Annotated in this window: 18 protein-coding genes; 11 read left to right on the plus strand and 7 right to left on the minus strand. The window is 49.5% G+C overall.

The features are described 5' to 3' along the window. Nucleotides 1–16: 16 nt before the first annotated feature. Genes A3193_RS07565 through A3193_RS07575 form a run of 3 tightly spaced genes read left to right on the plus strand, consistent with a single transcriptional unit; the run spans nt 17 to nt 2,847 of the window. A complete protein-coding gene (locus A3193_RS07565) occupies nt 17–901 on the plus strand; it encodes a carbohydrate ABC transporter permease (protein WP_305782011.1) in 885 nt (294 codons plus the stop codon). After that, complete coding sequence (locus tag A3193_RS07570; protein WP_069014441.1) at nt 898–1,728, plus strand: carbohydrate ABC transporter permease; 831 nt, start codon at nt 898–900, stop codon at nt 1,726–1,728. Before A3193_RS07565 ends, A3193_RS07570 begins: the two co-directional genes overlap by 4 nt. A 15-nt stretch (nt 1,729–1,743) precedes the next feature. Next, nucleotides 1,744–2,847 (plus strand): ABC transporter ATP-binding protein, encoded by a 1,104-nt coding sequence (locus tag A3193_RS07575; RefSeq protein ID WP_069014442.1) that lies wholly within the window; start codon nt 1,744–1,746, stop codon nt 2,845–2,847. A gap of 515 nt (nt 2,848–3,362) precedes the next feature. Here A3193_RS07575 and A3193_RS07580 read toward each other — a convergent pair. Next, nucleotides 3,363–4,304, minus strand: coding sequence for a carbon-nitrogen hydrolase family protein (locus tag A3193_RS07580; protein ID WP_069014443.1), 942 nt, complete (start codon nt 4,302–4,304; stop codon nt 3,363–3,365). 29 nt (nt 4,305–4,333) lie between these two features. Continuing rightward, nucleotides 4,334–4,606 carry a DUF4242 domain-containing protein gene (locus A3193_RS07585; RefSeq protein ID WP_069005763.1) on the minus strand — a complete coding sequence of 91 codons (273 nt, stop codon included), beginning with the start codon at nt 4,604–4,606 and terminating at the stop codon, nt 4,334–4,336. A gap of 202 nt (nt 4,607–4,808) precedes the next feature. On the opposite strand from A3193_RS07585, the gene A3193_RS20270 reads away from it, so the two are divergent. Continuing rightward, nucleotides 4,809–6,470 carry a transcriptional regulator gene (locus tag A3193_RS20270; RefSeq protein ID WP_083218608.1) on the plus strand — a complete coding sequence of 554 codons (1,662 nt, stop codon included), beginning with the start codon at nt 4,809–4,811 and terminating at the stop codon, nt 6,468–6,470. Between the two features lie 73 nt (nt 6,471–6,543). Here A3193_RS20270 and A3193_RS07595 read toward each other — a convergent pair whose 3' ends face one another. The 3 genes from A3193_RS07595 to A3193_RS07605 all read right to left on the minus strand — a co-directional run bounded on the left by A3193_RS07595 (nt 6,544) and on the right by A3193_RS07605 (nt 11,169). Further along, on the minus strand, nt 6,544–8,481 hold the full coding sequence (locus tag A3193_RS07595; protein WP_069014745.1) for a multiheme c-type cytochrome: 1,938 nt from the start codon (nt 8,479–8,481) through the stop codon (nt 6,544–6,546). A 59-nt stretch (nt 8,482–8,540) separates the two neighbouring features. After that, nucleotides 8,541–10,013 carry an arylsulfatase gene (locus tag A3193_RS07600; RefSeq protein ID WP_305782012.1) on the minus strand — a complete coding sequence of 491 codons (1,473 nt, stop codon included), beginning with the start codon at nt 10,011–10,013 and terminating at the stop codon, nt 8,541–8,543. 331 nt (nt 10,014–10,344) lie between these two features. Continuing rightward, nucleotides 10,345–11,169 carry a hypothetical protein gene (locus A3193_RS07605; RefSeq protein ID WP_083218610.1) on the minus strand — a complete coding sequence of 275 codons (825 nt, stop codon included), beginning with the start codon at nt 11,167–11,169 and terminating at the stop codon, nt 10,345–10,347. A 561-nt stretch (nt 11,170–11,730) separates the two neighbouring features. Here A3193_RS07605 and A3193_RS07610 point away from each other — a divergent pair. The 3 genes from A3193_RS07610 (at nt 11,731) to mqo (ending at nt 14,994) form a co-directional block, all read left to right on the plus strand. Beyond that, the gene (locus tag A3193_RS07610; protein WP_071938089.1) at nt 11,731–12,120 is read left to right on the plus strand and encodes a YybH family protein; all 390 of its coding nucleotides are present in this window, start codon (nt 11,731–11,733) and stop codon (nt 12,118–12,120) included. 59 nt (nt 12,121–12,179) lie between these two features. Next, on the plus strand, nt 12,180–13,094 hold the full coding sequence (locus A3193_RS07615) for an amidohydrolase family protein (RefSeq protein ID WP_069014444.1): 915 nt from the start codon (nt 12,180–12,182) through the stop codon (nt 13,092–13,094). Nucleotides 13,095–13,467: 373 nt separating this feature from the next. Then, nucleotides 13,468–14,994 carry a malate dehydrogenase (quinone) gene (gene mqo / locus A3193_RS07620; protein WP_069014748.1) on the plus strand — a complete coding sequence of 509 codons (1,527 nt, stop codon included), beginning with the start codon at nt 13,468–13,470 and terminating at the stop codon, nt 14,992–14,994. Between the two features lie 161 nt (nt 14,995–15,155). On the opposite strand, the gene A3193_RS07625 is transcribed toward mqo, so the two are convergent. Next, nucleotides 15,156–15,794 (minus strand): SGNH/GDSL hydrolase family protein, encoded by a 639-nt coding sequence (locus A3193_RS07625; protein ID WP_069014749.1) that lies wholly within the window; start codon nt 15,792–15,794, stop codon nt 15,156–15,158. 664 nt (nt 15,795–16,458) lie between these two features. Then, nucleotides 16,459–17,058, minus strand: a complete 600-nt coding sequence (gene lexA / locus A3193_RS07630) for a transcriptional repressor LexA (protein ID WP_069014445.1) — start codon at nt 17,056–17,058, stop codon at nt 16,459–16,461. Between the two features lie 63 nt (nt 17,059–17,121). On the opposite strand from lexA, the gene A3193_RS07635 reads away from it, so the two are divergent. From A3193_RS07635 to A3193_RS07650, 4 genes are all read left to right on the plus strand, one after another. Further along, nucleotides 17,122–19,533 carry a DEAD/DEAH box helicase gene (locus A3193_RS07635; protein WP_069014446.1) on the plus strand — a complete coding sequence of 804 codons (2,412 nt, stop codon included), beginning with the start codon at nt 17,122–17,124 and terminating at the stop codon, nt 19,531–19,533. After that, nucleotides 19,523–20,737, plus strand: coding sequence for a ribonuclease H-like domain-containing protein (locus A3193_RS07640; protein WP_069005793.1), 1,215 nt, complete (start codon nt 19,523–19,525; stop codon nt 20,735–20,737). Before A3193_RS07635 ends, A3193_RS07640 begins: the two co-directional genes overlap by 11 nt. 163 nt (nt 20,738–20,900) lie before the next feature. Continuing rightward, the gene (locus A3193_RS07645) at nt 20,901–21,812 is read left to right on the plus strand and encodes an HD domain-containing phosphohydrolase (RefSeq protein ID WP_141694770.1); all 912 of its coding nucleotides are present in this window, start codon (nt 20,901–20,903) and stop codon (nt 21,810–21,812) included. Nucleotides 21,813–21,888: 76 nt separating this feature from the next. Beyond that, a complete protein-coding gene (locus A3193_RS07650) occupies nt 21,889–22,806 on the plus strand; it encodes a DUF3179 domain-containing protein (RefSeq protein ID WP_069006071.1) in 918 nt (305 codons plus the stop codon). Nucleotides 22,807–22,821: the final 15 nt, after the last annotated feature.

Below are 22,821 nucleotides of genomic sequence, written 5' to 3' on the forward strand. Positions count from 1 at the left end.
TATGAGACAACCGTTATTGGATAGTCGGAACTTTATCGCCGCCTTTATGAGTGCCCCGGCACTAGTAGGGTTGTTGCTGTTTGTTGTGGTGCCATTTCTGTTCGCTGTGGCGCTCAGCTTTACCAACCTCCGACTCGGTTCGCCGCTGCCCCTCGAATGGATGGGGTTCGAGCAGTATCGCCGTATCTTTTCCGACCCTTCTTTCGTTCGCGCCCTGCTGAATAATCTGGTGTTCGTGGTCGTGGTGGTGCCGTTGCAGACAGTCTTGGCGCTTGTTCTGGCATTACTGCTCAATCGACGGCTCTACGGCATCACATGGTTCCGTACTTTGTTCTTCATGCCCGTAGTGTTCCCACTTTCATTAGTAGCCGTTGTCTGGGTATTGATTTTCGCTCCGGGACCCAATGGAATGATGAACGCTTTTCTGGATCTGGTCAGCTTAGGTAACTGGACCCCACGTGATTTCCTTCACGATCCGTACTTTGCGTTGCCGGCGATCATGTTGACCTCGATCTGGCAGGGTACCGGCTTCCAGATGGTCATCCTGCTTGCCGGCCTACAGGCCATTCCAGCGGAACTCTACGAAGCCGCCGCTATTGACGGCGCCGGCCGTCGGCAGCAATTCTGGCATATCACGCTGCCTCAACTTCGCAATACGTTGATCTTCGTCGTGCTGGTGACCACCATTCTTGCCTCCCGGTTGTTCGATCAGGTGCAGATCATGACCCAAGGTGGTCCTAATGATGCTTCCACCACTGTGATGTTCGAAACGGTAGAAGCCGCCTTTGCGCGTCAACAGGTGGCGCGAGGCGCAGCCATGACTGTAATCTTGTTTCTGGTGGTGTTGTTGATCACCAGGCTGCAACGCCGAGTCGCTCGCCAGGAACGGGAGGTGACATGACGCACCGTTCGTTCCTCCCAATGATTTATTTGTGCCTTTTGCTCTTTGGGCTGCTGTTTATCAGCCCAATTGGTTTCATGCTGGCCGGCAGTTTGAAGCCGGATGCCCGGGTTTTAGTGGAGGCGGGGGATTGGCGTGCCTTCTGGCCTGCCGGGGTGACGCTGGATAATTATCGGGATGTGTTTGCCCGCGTGGACTTTGCCCGCTACCTGCTTAACTCCCTGTTCATCAACGGGATGATCGTGGGAGCGGGGCTGCTGGTGAATTCCCTGGCCGGTTACGCCTTTGCCCGTCTACTATGGCGCGGGCGTGACGTACTATTCGGTCTGGTGTTAGCGGTGATGATTATTCCCCTCGAGGCTATTGCCGTGCCCCTTTTCTACATGGTGTCGCTGGTCGGTTGGCGTGATACATATTTAGTGCAGATTTTACCGTTCATCGCTAATGCATTCTCCGTCTATCTGTTCTACACCCATTTCATCGGTCTGCCGCGCGAACTAGAGGAGGCGGCGCGTATCGATGGCGCTGGAGTGCTACGCACCTATTTCAGTATTATTCTGCCCAATGCTAAGTCGGTTTTCGCAACCGTTGCAATACTGACCTTCCTTTCCCAGTGGGGCGCCTTTCTCTGGCCGCTGATGGTCACCAGCAGCGAGACCGTGCGACCATTACCGTTGGCCATTGCCACATTTCATAGCCTGCCGCCACTGCAATGGGGGGATATCTTAGCTTTCGGTGTGATGATGGTGCTACCGATTCTGGTGGTGTTCCTGCTGTTTCAGCGTTGGTTCGTTCGCGGTGTTGCCCACACCGGTATAAAAGGGTAAGGGGGGTAGGGCGCTATGGCCGACGTTGAATATCGACATGTTGATAAGATCTTTGAAGAGGGCACAAAAGCCCTCGAGAAGTTCAGCCTGGCAGTCGAAGATGGGGAGATGATGGTGCTGGTGGGGCCGTCGGGTTGTGGTAAGTCGACAGCCTTGCGGCTGTTGGCAGGATTAGAAGCGGTGAGCAATGGTGAGCTGTTGATCGGTGGCAAGCTTGTGAACGAGTGTTCACCACAACACCGTGATATTGCGATGGTGTTTCAGAATTACGCGCTCTACCCACACATGACCGTACGTCGAAATCTTGAGTTCCCCTTGCGGATGATGAAGCTGTCCAAGTCCGAAATAGCCCGGCGGGTTGAGGATGCTGCCCACTTGTTGACTCTCACGGATCTACTGGAAAAGCGGCCTCGGCAGTTATCAGGTGGTCAACGCCAGCGGGTCGCTATGGGGCGGGCCATGGTGCGTCAACCACAAGTGTTCCTCATGGATGAGCCACTGTCCAACCTGGATGCCAAGCTACGTACTCAGATTCGTGCCGAGATCATCCGTCTGCAAAAAAGCTCGGGAGTCACGACGATCTACGTCACTCACGATCAGGTTGAAGCAATGACATTGGGCGACCGCATAGCGGTACTCAACGCGGGAAAACTACAACAGGTAGGACCACCGCAGGAACTCTATGAGCATCCTGCCAACACTTTTGTCGCGGTCTTCCTGGGTAATCCAGGCATGAACATCTTTGATGCGACGCTGAACAGAGATACTGGGATGCTTCAACTCGCCGCCGGTACTTGGCAGATCCCATTCGAACCGCTGTTGGTACGTAAACCCTCACTGACAGAGTACATGGAAGGACCAATGTTGGCGGGCCTGCGTCCGGAAATGTTTTCAACATCGACTTCGGGTGCCGAGATGACCGTAGAAAGTGTCGAGTCGCTAGGACACGAATGTCTGGTATATTTCACGGCATCATGCGTAGTACCTGGTGGGGATCAGAAAACACAGGTCGCTCGCTTGCCTGGCCCAGCACTTTATGGAACAGGGAATAGCATCCAATTAGGCTTCGACCCGGAACGGCTGCACTTCTTTACAGCAGACGGCGATGCAATAGCTTGATAGCTGTAATCGATAAAGACAGAAACCCAGAATAGTGGCCTCCAGACCATCCATTCCGTGTAATAACAGACCAATACCCAATTAAAATTCGCAAATTATGGTGGAGTATATTCCTGGTATATCAGATGTTTAGAGCCTCTATGGACGTACTCCTACGTGAAATGTAGACACTTCGTGTCAGGGGACAATGGTAGATTTTACGTAGCGTGTCGTTATTATTGCTCTGGTACCATGTCATGTGGTTTTGGAATGAGGGATCATAGCTCTGATGTATAAAGCATTAAAATATACATCTAAAAACAGTGAGATATAGAACATATTTAATATATATACTTAACTATATTCTCCTGAATAAGCAAATTGCATATATGTTCATAATGTATATTATGTTAAATATACATTATGTCATATCTCTCCTTTCATGCGTCCAATGAACGTTCGACGTCCAAGTATCTTTGTAAATACAGTTGTAAAAAAAGGATGGCTATTTAGGGATGGATGATTTGTCGATCAGTCTATTGTTCAGAAAAGCTGATCGGGGCGTAGGCGTTTGCATTGACAAGCAATGTAAAGATATCCGGGCGTGAGTAGTGACCGACAACGTCCAGGGTTCTGCGCGCCATAGCGGCCCGTTCGATATCGATTTCGGCATATAAAATACCCTCCTCATTGCGAAGCGGACCGGCGACGAGCTCCCCGCCGGGTGCGATGATCGCCGAGTCGCCGCCGTTGATCCACTCATCGGCATCGGGATAGAGGGTGGCACGCGCTTCCAGGTCGTCAGGCATGTCAGAGGCATGCAGCAGGGTGCCGCTGTTGATCACCCAGCAGCCGGCTTCCCGGGCTATGTGTCGCATGCTGCCGAGCCAGTCTTCACCGCTGTCATAGGTCGGCGCGATATAGATATCGATGCCTTGGGCATACAACGAATATCGGCTCAGCGGCATGTAGCTTTCCCAGCAGATCAGGGTGCCGATACGACCGACCGGCGTATCGACAACTCGTAGGCCCGAGGCGTCCCCCGCTCCCCAGACCATACGCTCCGGATTGGTGGGCATGAGCTTGCGATGCCTGTTCATTAACATGCCATCAGGACCGATGGTCGCAACCGTGTTGTAGAGGGTCGCTCGACTGCACCCGTGGTCGCGTTCGTGCATGCCGCAAACCACAGTCAGCTGATGTTTCCGCGCCGCTTGATAGAGAGGATCGAGCTGATTGCTTTCGAGATCGACGGCATTCTCTAGCAGGCGCTTGTGAAGTGCCTCGGTGGTACCCCAATCGCCACCAGGGCGCAGGCGCCAGATCCACGCCGGGTAGCCGGGAATGAACGCCTCGGTGAAGACGACCATCTCGGCACCCTGGGAAGCTGCCTGGTCGAGCAGGTCGACGGCGCGGGCAATGGTGGCATCGCGGTTCAATACCACGGGTGATTTCTGCACAACAGCTACTTTGCTCATCGAGTCGCTCCGGTAGTGGTTTAGACGCCCTATTGCGCCGTCGTGGAATCCAGCAGTCCCCTGACCTCTTCCACCCGGTCCGCCGGAAACCCGCTCATTTCGGCATGTTGCAGTATAATGTCGGCATCTGGTGCGATATAGACGCAATAGAACTTGTTTTGGGTAAGATAGCTATGAACCCATTGAATCTGATTGCCCAGCTTGTCGATGACCTCATTGGACATGGCGGCGCCGCCTTGACGCTCTTTCTGACTCATGTCACCGGCACCGGGGATCTCGCGCTCAATCATGAATTTAGGCATATCTGAATCCTCATAAAGTATGTTGTTGAACAGCCATTGGTTAAGCCCGCCGGCCTGTGCTGTAATCGTGGTAGCGCAGACGACAAAAAACCTGCAGAAAGCACTAAGCTTTTCCTAAGAAAATAAAACACGTGCGAATATATAGGGTTATGCCAACCAAAATCATTGTGAGTCGGCTTGAATTCGGATCGGGATCGGCTCAATGCCGGAATTGAGCGGAGAGCGGAAGGCGCCCATACGCATCGGATCATGGTGGTTTCATCCGGAACTCAATCGCCTCCGGGATGGCAACTCGGTCATCCACCTAGAACCCAAGGCAGCACTGGTATTGCAGCGCCTGGTTGAGCGTGCCGGTGAACCTGTGACCCGCCAGGAACTGCTCGACACCGTGTGGCAGGACGTGGTGGTGAGCGATGACGCACTCACTCAGGTGATCATCAAGTTGCGCAAGGCGTTGGGCGACAGTTCCCGCGATCCAAGTTACATCCAGACCATACCCAAGCGGGGCTACTGTCTGCTGGCGGATGTAGACGCCGGGACCGGTTCCGCTGATGCCTTCATTGAGCAGCCCAAGCAGGACCAGCCGGGAACTAATCCCTATCTAATGCCAGTGGTTGTGACCTTGGTTATCCTGTCTGCCGCCGTGATCCTTGGTTACCAGTTTGTCTACGCCCCGTCTCTGGACGACAGAGGGTTGGATCCGGTCGAAGTCGTCGTTGCCGAAGACGCGACGCTGACAATTATGCCCTTCGAGGCTATTTCCGGGAACGCGCGCGAGCAACGATTCGCCCGCGGTATGCACGCCGATCTGATTACAGACCTTGCCGGCCTGCCCGACCTGGCAATCATCAATCCGTCAGTCAGCAACGCGGTCCCGATTGCGGCTCGTTACCAGGTCTATGGCAACGTGCAGCAGTCCGGTGGACTTATCGGCGTGCATATACGTTTGGTGGATACTGCGTCGCAAAGGCAATTGTGGTCGCAACGCTATGAGCGGGCACTGGACGACATCTTCCAGGTCCAGCGTTCGATCAGCCGCGATGTGGTGGATCAACTTGCCATCCAGGTCTCCACTGCGGACCTGGAGCGTCTGGCCAGCCGTTACACACCAAACCTGCTGGCCTACGAGGATTTTCTTAAAGGCCAGGCTGAGTTGCTACTCCGCGACCGCGATGCCAACAGTAGGGCTCGCCGCTGGTACCGGCAGGCCATCGAACACGATCCGAACTTCGCCCGCGCCTATGCCGGACTGGCCTTGAGCTATGCGGCCGATTTCCGCAACCATTGGGCCCAGGACGGTGGGAAGGCGTTGCAAAAAGCCCAGGAGATGGCGCAGACAGGCGCGCAGATTGATCAGGATATCGCCGAGGTGCATTGGGTCCTCGGCTATGTCACAGCGCAACACAGGCAGCACGAAGTAGCGCTGATACATTTGCGACGGGCGTTGGAGGTTGATCAGTCCTATGCCGATGCCTACGCGCTCATCGGAGGTATAAACACCTATCTCGGCAGACCTGAGCTCAGCATCGACCAGCTGCGCACTGCCCTGCGCCTCAACCAGAATGCCGGATACCTCTATTATCTGCTGCTTGGGCGGGCATACTACTTCATGGGAAGGTACGAACAGGCACTGATCAATCTGCGCGAATCCCTGGCGCGCAATCCGACCAATCTCGAAACACACATCTACCTGCTGGCGACAGCGTTTGCACAGCAAGATACCGACACGGTTGATTGGGAGATCGAAGAGATTCGAATGATCGAACCGGGATTCAAGGTAAATACCTGGCTGGAGACTTATCCGATGACAGACGAGAGGCAACGCAAAGAGTTGGAGGATATTTTGATCCGTGTGGAGTCGTAAATCTGATTAGGGAACGCTTAAGTTTTTAAACTCTTATCTGGACGTCCAGGTGCCCTACTTATTGTAATAAAACCTATAAACCGAAATTTTTCAACATTTGCATTAACTCCTTGTTATCCGGATTGGCTTCAACAGCCTTCTTCAGCATCTGTTTTGCTTCTGATGTTTCTCCAACTGCAGCCCTTATTCTCGCCAGCATAACCCAAGCCTGAATTAATTGAGGGTCCAATTCAACCGCCTGGCCAAAGGCACTGATAGCGGCCGGTATATTTCGTTTGGTTAAAGCCACACCACCAATCACCATTTGAATTTCCGGAAAATCCGCCTTATCCAACAAAGACTGCTGGTACTCTCTCATGACTTTCTTAATCATCAATCTTTCAGATAATGTCACTTTCTCTGGAGTTGTCTCCAGAAATGCTTTAATCGCTTCCAGGCGTACGCTTCTTACAGAATCATTCAATAGCGGGATTAATATTTGGGCCTTGCTTGTATGGGGTGAATATACAATAAGATTGGCCGCTGCCGTTCGAACCCAGGCATTATCATCTGTAAGCAAGGGTTCTATTTCTCGAAAGTCTAACTTGCCAGCAGCAGGAAACAGACGTTCCAGTGCAGTGGCTCGAACAATTGCCGGTAGTTTTTGGTCATTGGCCAATTCCAAATGCTGTTTGACACTCTGGTAATCAATCCTGTTTTCTGTGGGATTGAATACTTCAGCAAAATGGTTCGTATTATGCTGCACTTTTGGATGACGCTTGGCTATCTCTTCTTTAGCCCAGGAAGCTGTTTTATCCTGGTGGCAGTTGTTACAGACATTGGGAACATCCATTTTCTCAGATAAATCTGGTCTTGGAATACGGAAGCTGTGATCTCGCCGTCCATCCACTACCATGTAATGGCGCTCAGGCATGTGGCACTCGATACATTCAGCCCCTTCACTACCCAACTGATGAAAGTGATGATCGGTCGAATCGTAATTTTTTTTGTTTAAGGAGGGAAACAATCCATTACCTTGGTGATTGTGACACTGAGTGCACAAGGCATTACCTTCAGCTTTCAACCTGTAGCTGTGTGTATCATGACAATTACTGCATTTAACCCCTTTCTCGTACATCTTCGATTGTAAAAAAGAACCATACACGTAAACCTCATCCTGTATCTGGCCATCAGGAAAATAGAGACCATGACTCAGAAGTGAGAGTCGATAATTATTATCGTAGTAACTACCGGGTTCAGGGCTGTTGGCACTAATTGGCTCCCGTCGAGAGTGGCAACCGGCACAGAGGTTTATTTCTGATTCAGGTTTATTTCTCAAATATGCTGCAGTTAAACCCTTTGTGTTGGTTCCTTTCCAAGTGTTGGTTACATATTTTTCGGGTTCATTTGCCCAGGAAAGATGGGCTTCCCCTGGGCCATGACAGGCTTCACAACCGACGCCGATTTCAGCCTGGTGACTGGTATAGCGATTATTGAGTGGGTCGTAGTTTTTTTGATAGTCAGTAGCATGGCATTCTGCACAGCGTGAGTTCCAGTTTTTGTACGATCCCGTCCAGTGCATACCAGTACCAGCAGAAGTATCCTCTTCAGGATAGAGATGGTACCAGCGATTGTTATCACTATCCCAGGCCACATCCAAAGCTTGTAAATGCCCCCTGCCCGTCTCTACGAGATATTGCTGCAATGGTGTGACGCCTACGACTGAATGCACTCTGAATCGTTCGGTTTTATCCTCTCCATTGTCAGCAATGACATAATAATCCTCGCTTTCCTTCAGGAATCGATAAGTGAAGCCCGCATGTCCGAATTTGGTATTATTAAAATCGCCTAGAACATTGGCTGATTCCGGTCTTCTCCAGGCCCAGCTGTGATGGGAATTGGACCAAGCCATATATTGCACCTGGTGACAGCTTTCACATGTGGATGAACCTGTGTATTTTGGCGACTTTTCAGCTGAAGAGGCGATGCCTGAAAGAATATAAAGAAATAAAAAAAAACTAATAATTTTCATAACAAAAACGGACTGCATTTTAAAATGATGCAGTCCGTTGATTGTGACTTCCAAGTAGTTTAACGATTAACGGGAAAACTCGACCTTTCCATCTCCTTCAATATCTTCATCGCTTTGAGTGATCGATAGTTGATACCGGAAGCACTCAGGCTGGAACCTGATTGAAATGGGTAGCCATCCAGAGAAGCCAGGAACTCCTGTACCTTGGCCTGAATAGGTACGAATAACCACATGTTGTCAGCGTACCAGCGCAAATATCCCAGCTTGCCTTCTTGCCACATGATTTCGTAAGGATCGGCCTTCAGGTTGATAATTAACGGCCAGGAGGGTGTCTCCCTGATTGCCGTGTTGATGCCACCCTCCAGGGTCGCAAAATGGACCTTCCAATCATTCCAGCGAACGGCATTCAATTCACCACCCTGTCCAAAATAGTAGATCTCTTCACGCGGACCCTGATTGGTTTTGCCCTTGAAATAAGAAGAGAAATCATAGCCATCCAGGTGGACTTTCCACTCTTTACCGTTGGCCTTGTATCCCTTTTTCAGCTTTTCAACGATTCCAGGTTGTCCGGCGGCTGCCATGAGTGTGGGAATCCAGTCTTCATGAGACATGATATCACCGATCTTACTGCCCGGTTTGATGGTCCCAGGCCAACGAACCACAGCTGGCACGCGGAATCCACCTTCCCAGGTTGTACCCTTCTCGCCATGGAATGGTGTGATGCCGCCATCAGGCCAGGAAATCGTCTCTGCGCCATTGTCTGTACTGTAGATAACAATGGTGTTATCGGCGATACCCAACTCATCCAGTTTGTCCAAAAGCTGGCCTACATGACCATCATGTTCGACCATGCCGTCTGGGTAGAGTCCTATGCCGGTTACACCCCGAGATTCTTTCTTTAAACGAGTCCAGACATGCATCCGTGTACCCGTAACCCAGGTGAAAAAAGGCTTTTTCTCATTGTGGGCACGTTCGATAAAATCCAGCGCGGTGGCGACAAACTCGTCATCAGCGGTTTCCATACGCTTGCGCGTCATCGGTCCGGTATCTTCGATCTTGCCACCTGCGGTGGATTTGATCACGCCCCGTGGGCCATATTTTTTAATGAACTCCGGGTCTTTCGGATAGTAGTAGGTTTCGGGTTCTTCCTCCGCATTCAGGTGGTAGAGATTTCCGAAAAACTCATCGAATCCATGGTTGGTCGGCAGGTGCTTGTCACGGTCGCCCAGATGGTTTTTACCGAACTGGCCCGTTGCATAGCCTTCCTGCTTCAGCAAGTCGCCAAGTGTAGGTGCCCAATCGGGAATGCCGTGGTCTGATCCGGGCATACCGATGGTTAACAGGCCGGTGCGAAAAGGATGCTGCCCCATGATGAAAGCGGCTCTGCCCGCGGTACAGCTCTGTTGGGCATAGTAGTGCGTCAGCATCGCACCCTCTTTTGCGATCCGGTCTATATTTGGTGTTTCATAACCCATGATGCCATGGTTGTAGGCGCTGATATTGTGGGTACCGATATCATCACCCCAGATCACCAGAATATTGGGTTTGCTGGTCTCTGCATAAGTAAAACTACTAAATGCGAATATTATTAGAATTAAAAGAGTTCTACATGAAAGATCGGTTAAGTGCATTTATCCTCCCAGTGTAGATAGGCACTGTTGGAAAATCTTATAATTCAGAACTCTAAGTTAGTCAGATACCACTTACTATACAACCATTTATTTACCACAGTATTACTAAGAGCACATGAGTGTAGTATAATTCGGCATCCTGACAAGAATTAAGATCATTACTGAGTTGGTTGAAAACACTATTATTTAATCCCACCCTATCTTGGGATCCAGAAGTAACCTTGGCAATGAATCAAAATGAGGCACTGAAGAATAGTGTCGGTCCTCTGAAATCGTAATCGAAGCTGCCATTCAGCCTATCGCCATCAGCATCTAGATCATAGCTGTAGTAGGCATAGCCGAGTCCGAATCCAAAATGCTCATTGAGCGCATATTCGAGCATCCCGGCGAAGTTGAGCAAACGGCCTTCATAATCATCATATTCCAATGCAAATATCTGTCCCCAGCCACGAAAATAGAGATTAGGTGTAAAGGCATAGGATCCATGCAGGCCGATTACCGGTAGCGGAACGGTAAAACCACTATCATAAGTACGCTCTCCTTCCCCCTCTATTTCCACTTCATTGCCACTGGCCTGATCAACAGCAACGAGACTGCCCCTACCGGAAAGCTCCAGGTCAAAGCGGGTTACATGCAAACCTAACAGTAGCCCCCACTCTTTTTTACCGTCATTGAAAAAAGAATATCCATAGGCAAGACGATAGACTTCGCTATCGAACCGGCTCTCGAGCCTGGAACCAACCGACCAAAGAATATCGTCGGTTGTGACACCTTCCCTGCCGAAAGTTGTCGAGCCGTTGCGACTGAGTTCGACATAAGAGAAATCCATCATGTGGTGTGGGCTGAAACGATAGGTGATATCTAACAGTGGTAATGTTTCCCGTTCAGACAGATCCAGATCATCTTCGAAGGAGAGCTCTTCACCAATTACACCCTGTTCTGAGTCTACTTCTATTTCCGTACTGGTGAGTGCACGAAATCCTGACAAACGAATATTGATCCTATCGTTATATTCTGAACCGAAAAATGCATCATCAGCACGGCTGATATTAGTCATGCTTATTATCACTGTTAAGGTAATTATAGTGTGTGTAATGAGATGGCTAATGATCTTATTCATGCTGTGATTCACCCTTATTTAGGCTGGTTGGTTCTCTATCCGGTCATCAGTAGATAGGATGGGTGAGTGCCCCGATCGTTTGTTATCAAAATTTAAACCTTAACTGTTTAAGAATTGTTCTCCATCTGCTGTCAATTTACCCCTATATGCTGTTTAGCGATCCGAAAAACCTGTTTTGTAATATGGGATGCATCTAATAAAAGAAAGTTTAGATCAATTCCATGATTTGGAAATACAGGAAGGTCAAGAAAAACCCTAGCTAAACTAGGTGATAGACTTTCAATCACATTATCTCTTTTAGAATTATTTTTGATTTGCATCCACCCTATCAAATCACGTCTCAACTAAAGCTAGCTCGGGAAATTGATATCCGACTATTTTGGATAAATGATCAATAATCATGGATGTTTAAACATTCAACTTCCGTTCAAATCCAACCATACTAAGTTTCACCGGCCGAGTTGAACATAAATGATCCGATTACGTCAGGAGCACAACATGAACACTCAAACAAAAGATCTGCACCGGGAATTCGATACGATCCTAGAAAACTTCGAGGAGCTTTTCAGTCAAGGTAACATGGCCGAGATCGCAGGATTCTATTCCGATAACGCAATGCTGCTACCGGCCGGCAGTGATTTCATCCAGGGGCGTCAGGCGATTGAGACCTACTGGCAGGAGGCCGTCGACATGGGGATTAGTCGCATCAAGATCGATCTCATGGAACTGGAACAGCATGGCGATTCTGCCACTGAAGTCAGTCGTTACACCATGTTCGATGCCGAAGAGTCCATACTGGACCAAGGTAAAGGCATCATGATCTGGAAGTATGATGGGAATGCCTGGAAGATGCACCGTGATATCTGGACGAGTAATTCAGCTTATTAGAGAGCATTGCTGCGGTAACCACTAACTGATTCCAGGCCCATATATTCAGCCGAAACACTATGATCAGACATTTCGAAACCTATGTGATCTCTGCCCTGCTCTCACTCATTGCTCTCCTTTCGCCACCGAGTTTCAGCGGCGAAGGGCTGACAAAACTGGCTGATACGCATCTGCACTGGAAGTGGAATCAAAAAGAGGTCACGGAACCTGAACAGGCTATAAAAATCCTACGTGATAACCAGGTCACCTTGGCGGTGGTTACCGGTACCCCACCGGAACTGGCATTGGAGCTGCACCAGTTGGCACCTGAGCTGGTGATACCCATTTATGGGGTCTATCAGGGCCGGATCGACTGGTCGAACTGGTATCGGGATAAGTCAATGGTTGGGCGTGTTCGGCAGGCACTGGCAACGGGGCGCTACCGGGGTATTGGTGAGCTGCATATGATCGGTGGCTTTGTATCGGATTGGAAACACCCGAATATCGCTGCTTTGTTTCAACTTGCTGCCGATTTTAATGTGCCAGTGCTGGTCCACACAGAGTTTTCCAGGGCCAATTATCTGATCGGCTTCTGTAGCGCACACCCTAAAACCCGCTTTTTGTGGGCACATGCGGGTTCCGTTCTGCCACCGGTTGAGGTGGCTCGTGCATTAGACCAGTGTGCTAACCTGAGTGTGGAGCTGTCAGCTCGTGATCCGTGGCGGCATGTGGGTATGCGTATTGCGGATGAATCGGGTCGGTTGAAAAAAGAGTGGCATGATCTGGTCATCGCGTACGCCGACCGATTCATGATCGGCTCAGACCCGGTTTGGCCAGTTGAGCAACTCAATCCCTGGGACGAACCTGATACGGGATGGCAGCATCTGACTCGCTTCCTCAATTTTCATCGTAACTGGTTAGAGCAGCTGCCTGATGAAGTTGCTCAAAAAGTGGGTTATCAGAATGCGTTTGATTACTTTAAATCACAAAAATGACCTTTGAAACCTTTCCCCATGATCTTGTTATTTATATAAATGGTTAATTATCAATAGCTTAAATAACAATATATGCTTGATAATACCGGACGGCAGATCAACATCGCAGTCAGTCTACAAAGTTCCTCACCCGTTAAATCCGCAATACAAACAAGCAGTTAATAACCATCTTTTAGGCGGGGTAAAGATCGCTGCAAAATAAGCTCCTATCATTGAATTTAACGTTAAATGTCGACAATTAGTCCTTGTATTGCATATACCAACACTGAATATCGTTAAATTTAAGGTGAAATGTCGACAGTTTTCCACTATATTGCGCTGCAGCATCTGTACCCTACCCATTTTAGTGTTTGATGAAACCGGAGGCAGCCGTATGACGATGCATAAGACCGATGTGCTTTTGATTGGTGGTGGCATCATGAGCAAAACACTGGCAATGCTGGTGACACAGCTCGATTCCTCGCGTCATATCACGGTGGTCGAGCAAGCGGCAACATTAGCCACCGAAAGCACCCATGCCTGGAACAATGCGGGCACCGGACATGCGGGCTATTGCGAACTCAACTACACCCCACAGCAAAGTAATGGTGAGATCGCCATTGAAAGAGCGTTGGGGATAAACGCCCGCTTCGAGGAGTCCCTGCAGTTTTGGAGCGGATTGGTTCGCAAGGGTGCACTGTCGAAACCTTCGGCCTTTATTAATCCTGTGCCCCATATGAGTTGGGTGGAGGGAAAAGAGAGCGTCAGCTACCTCAAGCAGCGCCGGCAAGCACTGGTCACTCATCCGCTGTTCGAAGAGATGGAATATGCGGATGATCCGGCCACTCTAAAAGAGTGGTTACCTCTTATGATGGCTGAGCGTGATATGGGGCAACCCATGGCGGCCACACGAGTGGCACACGGCACAGACATAAACTTTGGCGAGCTGACCCGTTCGATGGGTGAGCATCTTTCTCATGAGGAATCTGTCGACTATTGGCTTTCAACCGAGGTCTTGGGATTGAAGAAGGTGGGAGATCGCTGGCATGTGACAACCAAACACGCCCTTGCCGGAAAACGTACCATCGAGGCGCGTTTCGTATTTGTCGGTGCAGGTGGTTGTGCCCTGTCTCTGATGCAAAAGTCAGGCGTTGATGAGGTTCGAGGTTATGGCGGTTTCCCGGTCTCTGGGATCTGGCTTGCCAGTGAAAACATCAAAGCCGCAGCTACTCACAACGCCAAGGTTTATGGCCTGCCACCTGTCGGTGCACCTCCTATGTCGGTACCGCATCTCGATACCCGGGTGATCGATGGTCGCCCTGCCCTGCTGTTCGGGCCTTTTGCCGGCTTCACCACACGTTTTTTGAAAAGTAGCAGTCTGTTTGATTTGGTCAATTCGATACGCTCCCATAATCTCAAGCCGATGATGGAAGTTGCAAAAGAGCATTGGGCGTTAACCCGTTATCTCATCAAAGAGGCCATCAGTTCCGGTGATCAGCGTCTCGACCAGCTACGCACCTTTATGCCTTCGGTAAAGCCGGGTGAGTGGCATCTTCGCCCAGCCGGACAGCGGGTTCAGATCATCAAGCTGGATGAGAAAGGTCGTGGCAAGTTGCAGTTCGGCACCGAGGTGATCAAGACAGCCGATCGCTCACTCGCCGCTTTGCTAGGCGCTTCCCCTGGAGCCTCTGTCAGCGTATCAGCCATGATGGATGTTATCGAGGATTGTCTACCTGATTTGCTGCAAGGTGAAGCAAGACAGCGCCTTGAAGAACTGATCCCTTCCTATGGTCACTCTCTGGATGATGATCTCGATTTGGTGCATTCGGTACGACGCTATACCTTGGAGACTCTGGATCTGGATGAGCGAAAACCAGCAGAAGTTCCTGAGCAAGGTGAGTTTTTAAAAACAGGCAGTTGATTCGATTGATCAGTATGAATCGATGGATGCTCGTCTCGGTCAGAGCAGGCTTTCTACTAAGGGGCTCGAATCGATTTGCTATATTGCAAACTATGTAATTGCATCGCATGGGATTTAAATCGTAGCCGGAATTCTAGTTTCAGCTCCACATGTCAGCAGACTCAAGCGATTAATTTCTCAACTCCATCAGCCAGAGCATTGCCTAAATTCATGTGTTGTTCCAAGTCCAGGTGAACACCATCAACCCTACTCGTGTTCGTTACCATTCCCGCATCGAAAAAAGCACAATCATTCTCACTGGCTACATGTTTAATGGCGGCAGCCAATCCAACCGCCTTTTTCTCAGCTCCTTCAAATTTTGCTGCAATCTCACCCTTTGGCACTTGTATGGCTGGTGGAGCTATGACCAAAATTTTTGGATTTGGCATGCCAGGTTCTATTGGGGCCTTTCGAATGGCTATGATTAAACTGTTAATACCCTGGGCGGCATGCCATGCATTATGGTTATGCATTGATTGGAAATCGTTGGTGCCAAGGAAAAGCATAACCAGAGACAACGGAGAGTTGATTTCAATTCTCTGCTCCAGACCAACCAAGCCATTTCGGCCTGCTTTGAAGGGATCTTCAAATACGGTTCTTCGTCCATTCAGGCAATCCTCGATGATCCGTACTTGATTACCTCGATGTAGCAGTTCAAGTTCTAGAACTCCAGGCCAACGTTGATTGAAACTAAACCGGTCTCTGGTACCAGGAATAATCCCCCAACTGAGAGAGTCGGCATAGAGCAAGATCTGCTTCATAGTGAATCCACCAAATGTTTTGTCTATTCGTAATAAAAAGGATAAGGGTTCAATCAGGGCGACGCCAAACATAGTAAACCAAGGATCGCATTATGAACATTGTTGAATTTGGTTGAGATATTACATTGTGAGATATAGAAAGATTTGATTGAGATATCCAGCTTGTAAGTCAATCCGATCTCAGATCCGCATCTACTTACATGAGATCTTTGGTATGTTACACGATAGCATCTGATAGTTAATGAAAAATCGATAATAATTGAATGTATATTGCTTATTAATCAATATATTACATGGTTTTTCTATAATTTTTCTAGATCATGTACTGATCAAGACCTAGGGGTTATCACCTATTTGAGAAATCTCCTGTTGATATTAGTATTAGCGCAGAGATACATGGAGAGAAATCGATGTCCACAATCAATCAAGTCAATAATTTATCTAATGCATCTGCGGCACAGCTAAATCGCAGTGACAGAATCAGTGGATCATCATCTCAATACTGTAGTGATTGGTTTACTGATAGTTCAGTTGATTCCTCACTATCGTTAACCGCATCCAACTGTTTTGACGCTGGCACCTCAATAGAGCAAATGTGCCAGAGTATCCTGTCTTGTCTCAGTGATAGTTCACTTTAATCACTTATTAACTAATCATCACACGCTTAGTAATACCTAATTAATCCTCTTAATATTCCCTGGATCTGAATTTGATCAGGCTTGTAGACCATGGCGCTCATGGCTGTATTGGCTGGGTGAAGAATGATCTTACCTGGCTTTTGCTCTAGACGTTTCAAGGTTGTCTCCTGTTGATCGATCAGCGCTACGACTATGTCGCCATTAGCCGCCGCTGCAGACTGCTCAATGACTACATAATCTCCATCAAAGATTCCCTCATCGATCATCGAATCTCCGGATACCTGGAGGGCATAGCGGGGATTGCCGCCAGTCATAGGGTTCGGCACTGAGATGCTTTCAGTTTGCTCGACAGCCTCAATGGGTCGTCCAGCAGCGATGCGACCTAACATCGGTATCCCCTGCTCTGGCTGGTCTGTTGATACCAGTCGAATACCACGCTGTTTTCCTGCCATTGGCTCGACCAGGCCAGCTACTACCAATGCCTGAATATGTTTGTGCAGGGATCCCCGGGAACTCAGCCCAAGTCGTTGGCAGAGTTCATCGTAGGTTGGTGGTTGTTGCATGATCTCCGCATCACTTCGAAGAATGTCATAGATCTCTTGCTGTCTTCTGGTTAATCGCATCATAGGGCTTGTTTGTTCTCCTGTTGTTCTCTATTCTAGACTAGAGAACAGATAGAGAACAGCCCGATGAGCAGACCCGCAGAATCGATTCACTCAGATACCGGCCTACCACTTTGCCAAACTCCCGATCAATTTGCAGATCAGCTGCGACATCGCAATGCCGAGCGGATTACCGGTGAATTGACCATACCAGCCCGAGCAGGCAAATTTGCCCCATTTCCTGATGATCTTGATCCTCGGCTGGCTCGCGCCTTGATCAGCAGAGGGATTAAGCAGCTCTACTCTCATCAGGCCACTGCCTGGAGCGCAATTCAGTCGTTGCAACATACCGTGGTCGTCACGCCAACCGCTTCCGGAAAGACTCTCTGCTACAATCTGCCAGTTTTGCAGGCTGCACTGCAAAATCGCGCAAAATCACTCTACCTGTTTCCCACCAAAGCTCTGGCTCAGGATCAGGTCGCCGAAATCAATGAGATAAATCGCTCCGAGTCACTTGGAATTCGTGCTTTCACCTTTGATGGCGATACCCCCGGTGATGCGCGAAAAGCTGTCCGGACCCGGGGCGATATTGTGGTCTCAAATCCGGATATGCTGCATCAGGGTATCCTGCCTCACCACACAAAGTGGGCACAGTTTTTTGAAAATCTACGCTATGTGGTTATCGATGAGATGCACACCTATCGAGGCGTTTTCGGATCGCATGTGGCGAATGTGATTCGGCGTTTGCAGAGGGTCTGTAAATTTTATGGATCTGAACCGCAGTTTATTCTCTGTTCAGCCACCATCGCCAATCCGGCCGAGCTGGCCAGGGAACTGATCCATGCAAAGGTATCGGCGATTACCGAAAGCGGTGCTCCACAAGGGGCCAGACATCTGCTGCTGTGGAATCCTCCGGTTGTCAACCATGACCTGGGCATACGGGCATCAGCCCGCTCCCAGAGTACACGGATTGCCAAGAGTGCCGTAAAGCATGGGCTACAGAGTATCGTCTTTGCTCAATCCCGACTGATGGTCGAGGTCCTGACCAAATATCTGAAAGACAATTTCGATCATGATCCCCGCTACCCATCACGAATCGCGGCCTATCGTGGAGGCTACCTGCCCACCGAGCGCCGCTCATTGGAGAAGCGACTGCGTCAAGGAGAGATCGATTGTGTGGTTTCGACCTCTGCGCTTGAGCTGGGTGTGGATATTGGCTCACTGGATCTCGCAATCCTCAACGGTTATCCGGGCACCATCGCTGCAACCTGGCAGAGACTGGGACGTGCGGGTCGACGTCAACGTTCAGCAATCGGGGTTCTGGTCGCCAGCAGCCTGCCACTGGATCAATACATCATTCGCAATCCGGAGTTTTTCCTGGGAGCCTCACCGGAACAGGCTCGAATCGATCCGGATCAATTGCTGATTCTATTGGATCACATCCGATGTGCTGCCTTTGAGCTGCCATTCAAAGAGGGCGACAGATTTGGCAAACAGGATCTGTCAGAGATGCTCAGCTATTTGGAGGAACATGGCATTTTACATCGGGAGGGTAAACAGTGGCATTGGATGGCAGACAGCTATCCGGCTAACAGTGTCAGTCTTCGATCCGTTGCAGAAGGTAACTTTGTGGTCATCGATACGACGGACGGAGAAAAGCGAATCATAGCTGAAGTCGATTACAGCTCAGCTCCCATGACCCTTTATGAGGGAGCCATCTATATGATTCAGTCAATGCCCTATCAGGTTGAAAAACTCGATTGGGAGGGGCGAAAGGCTTTTGTAACTCAGACAAAGGCCGACTACTACACCGATGCCATTGACTATACACGACTTAAAATTCTGCAAAACTTCGAATCGCAAGCGCACTTCCGCTACCAGGTATCCCAGGGGGAAGTACATCTGGTTACCCGGGTTGCCGGTTACAAGAAGATCCGCTACTACACCCATGAAAACGTGGGTTATGGAAAGATCGATCTGCCTGATCAGGAGATGCACACCACCGCAGTCTGGTGGCAGATCAATCCCATTGCACTGGATCAAGCCTTTGCTTCACGGCAGGCGGCACTGGACGGATTTCTCGGTGCCGGTTATGCCATGCATGTTATCGCAACCATGCGCATGCTCTCAGAACCACGGGATATCGGCCGGGCCGTTGGGGATGGTCAGGACCGCTGGTATGCGAGCCTGGAGAACAGTGGCCGTGGCACTCTGAGTGATCGCAGCGGACAAAACATCGATCCAGCCAGTCTGGAACAATTCACGCCGACACTGTTTCTCTACGACAACTATCCAGGTGGCATCGGGATAACAAATCCGCTTTATGAAATTCGCACGAGGATTGTTGCTGATGCACGAAATCTGGTTGAGTCTTGTGACTGTGCTTGTGGTTGCCCAGGATGTATCGGTCCGATTCTGGCAGGGGATGAACAGGGTCGCAGTTCAGCCAAAGAGTCTGCCCTAACCGTTCTTTCCCTGCTATCGAACGATGAATCTTAAAACCAAACTCAGCCGGCTTCAGAGCCAGGCTGGTGGCCGGCAAAACTCCCCTGCTCTGTCTCGTCAACCGAACGGTTTGACGATACCCCATCGTGTCGGCCAACCGAACAGGGATAGCAACCACAAGCACCACTCAGACAGCAGACTTGCCAAGCAGCTTCAGGGCAAACTGATCGCTGAGGGGGTAATCCAGATCGAAAAGCAGATTCCACTGAACTCAAAACTTGGAGCAATTGAATTAAGTGAATTGCAAACTGCTCCGCAATTGCCAGGCGATGAGCATGCAAAACTGAAAAACTTCTACCTGGATACTGAAACCACCGGTCTTTCGGGAGGAAGCGGCACCCTCGCATTTCTTATTGGCTATGCCTGGCAGGAACGATCAGCAATTTGCCTGCGTCAGTTGGTGATCACCCGTTTTTCAGCTGAAGCAGACATGCTGGAACAGTTTGCATCGGGGCTTGAGGCGGCAGAACGTTTAGTCAGTTACAACGGCAAAAGCTACGACCTGCCCCTATTGATCAGCCGTTTTCGCATCAGCTCCCGTAAGCAACAGATTGATCGCCTGCCCCATCTCGATCTGCTGCACCCCACCCGGCGTCTGTTTCGTCACCACTGGCCAAATTGCCGTCTCACTACACTGGAGCAACGCCTGCTCGGTTTTTATCGGGTTGACGATCTTCCCGGATCAGAAGCTCCTGCCGCCTGGTTTGACTACCTGCAGCGTGGTTCTGATCAAAAACTGCTTAAGGTAGTCGAGCACAATCAGAGTGATATAGTTTCATTGGTTGTGGCTCACACAGAGCTCGCGAGTATAGCCCGGAATCCGGATCGTTGTGATCTGGACCTCTACAGTCTGGCTCGCTGGATTGGGGAGTTCGATAAAGAGCAGGCTTGCGGCCTGTTGAGGAAGCGAGTCGAACAGACCGATGAAAAGAGCAAGGGGTATCTGGCTCACCTATTGCAGAAGTCGGGGGACTGGCAGGGTGCTACCCAACTCTGGTATCAACTTGCTCAGAATCGTTACCCGGAGGCCCTTGAAAAACTTGCAAAATACCACGAACACGTGAGCAAGGATCTAGACGCGGCACGTCATTATTGTCGGCAGCTTCCAGATTGCCAGGCACGCACCCATCGTTTAAGACGCCTGCAGCGCAAGGCAGACCTTCGGCTGAGTCGGGCTCGTCAATCGACTATTCTGTAAAGCCAGCAGTATCACACTCCCCCCGTCCTGCTGGGCGAAATAGGTTGAATCCAACATTCGAAATACTGCGTAAAGTTATTAAGGATCCGGATTAATAATAACGAGCCTGTTTGTCTTCTGTTATCTGACAACTGATTTCATACAGAATAGAGAGGTAATTTCCATGATAAGCCTTTTTCCTGTATCAACCGGCGGTCGACTTGAAAAAAACAATCTACTCAGCATACACCCCAGGTTCTACGAACCTTTATGGCTGTCACTCCTGAATATGGCCTGGGTTGTGGAAGCCAGAGATCCATACTCCGGTGGCCATCTTTGGCGAGTCTCCCAATATTGCAGGTTGCTCTCTCATGCCCTTGGTTTGGACAGGTCCGAGGTTGCTAGGATAACCCTGGCCGGTTTTTTACACGATCTCGGTAAGGTGGCAATTGCCGACATGGTACTGAAGAAACCGACAAGACTCTCTGAAAGTGAGTATGAGATGATCAAAACTCATCCTTCGGTCGGTGCCCGTATCATTGATGGACACCCTTTGGCACCGCTCGTCCAAAGCTCAATTCTACAACACCATGAACGTCCCGATGGAGCCGGTTATCCCTATGGTTTGGATGAGGAAGGCATCGACACGGGCTCAAGAATTGTCTCCATTTGTGATGCCTTTGATGCCATGACAAGTACCCGCCCATACCGGCAGGGTATGTCCATTGCCAAAGCATTGAAAATAATAAAGTTTAATCTGCATACCCAATTTGATGGGAATTTCGGACATGTTTTCCTCGAACTCGGCCGCAGAGGCGCGTTCTCTTCGATAATTGGGCACTCCTATGATGGAATACCTCTGCAGTCCTGTTTGCTCTGTGGACCAACCATTGCGTTACATAAAAACCAACAAAGCGGTGACCTGGTCTATTGTCCCAATTGCGGATCTGAGTCAGTCGTTGAAACTCTCAATCATAGGTGGCACATCACACCAACCGGGAAACGAGGTTCGGTGATGGCCAGACAAACGCAAATCGACACTGATCTGATACAGGAATTGATCCAGTCGAATGCCGCCCATCTCCTACCCGTGTAGTCGAATTGATATGAATATAAGAGAGAGACAAAGAGGCAAACCAGCTAATCTGGGGATTGTGTGGGTTGGTTTCTGTTTGCTGTTTACTTCTGTTCAGAGCAGTGCAGGAGCCCTCTACAAGAATGGCTTTGATGTTACAGATGCGATCATCGAGGTTTCTGAGATTTTGCCTGGCGGACCTCCCCGTGATGGAATTCCGGCGATTGATAAACCTCAGTTTGTGCATGCCAAAGATGCAGACTTTTTACAACCAGAGGACCGTATTCTTGGGGTTGAGAGGAATGGTGTCGTAAAGGCCTATCCAATCAATATTTTGAACTGGCATGAAATTGTGAATGACCACTTCAAACAGGAACCGATCGTCATCACTTTCTGTCCACTCTGTGGTACAGGTATGGCATTCGAAGCGACGGTCAGAGGCAAACCGCTTAAATTTGGCGTTTCTGGCCTACTCTACAACAGTGATGTACTGCTCTATGACCACGCCAGTGAGTCTTTATGGTCACAGATCATGAAGCAGAGTATCAGCGGTAAACATCAGGGAGAGCGTTTAAGTCATGTTCCCTTACAACACACGAATTGGGCAGACTGGTCTGATCGATATCCGGATACACTGGTACTATCTGATGACACAGGATTTTCTAGAAACTACCAGCGCTCACCCTATCAGGGCTACGAAAAAAGTCGGGATCTCTACTTTCCGGTAGAGTTTCGAGCCAAGGGCTATCATCCGAAGGAGCGGGTACTGGGATTGGAAATTAACGACAGCTACAAGGCCTATCCATTCATTGAATTATCTAAAACAGATGGATTGATCGAAGAGAATCTGGCTGGTCAACAGTTGACAGTTAAATTTGATATTCAACACCAGACAGCCAATGCCTATGACCTGTCGGGTAATTTATTGCCAAGCACCACAGCTTTCTGGTTTGCCTGGTATGCCTTTCATCCTCAAACAGAGATTTTCAGAGCGACTGATAGAGAAATGAAATAATAAGTTTCAGTCTTA

It is taken from the genome of Candidatus Thiodiazotropha endoloripes, from assembly GCF_001708965.1.
GTDB lineage: Bacteria > Pseudomonadota > Gammaproteobacteria > Chromatiales > Chromatiaceae > Thiodiazotropha > Thiodiazotropha endoloripes.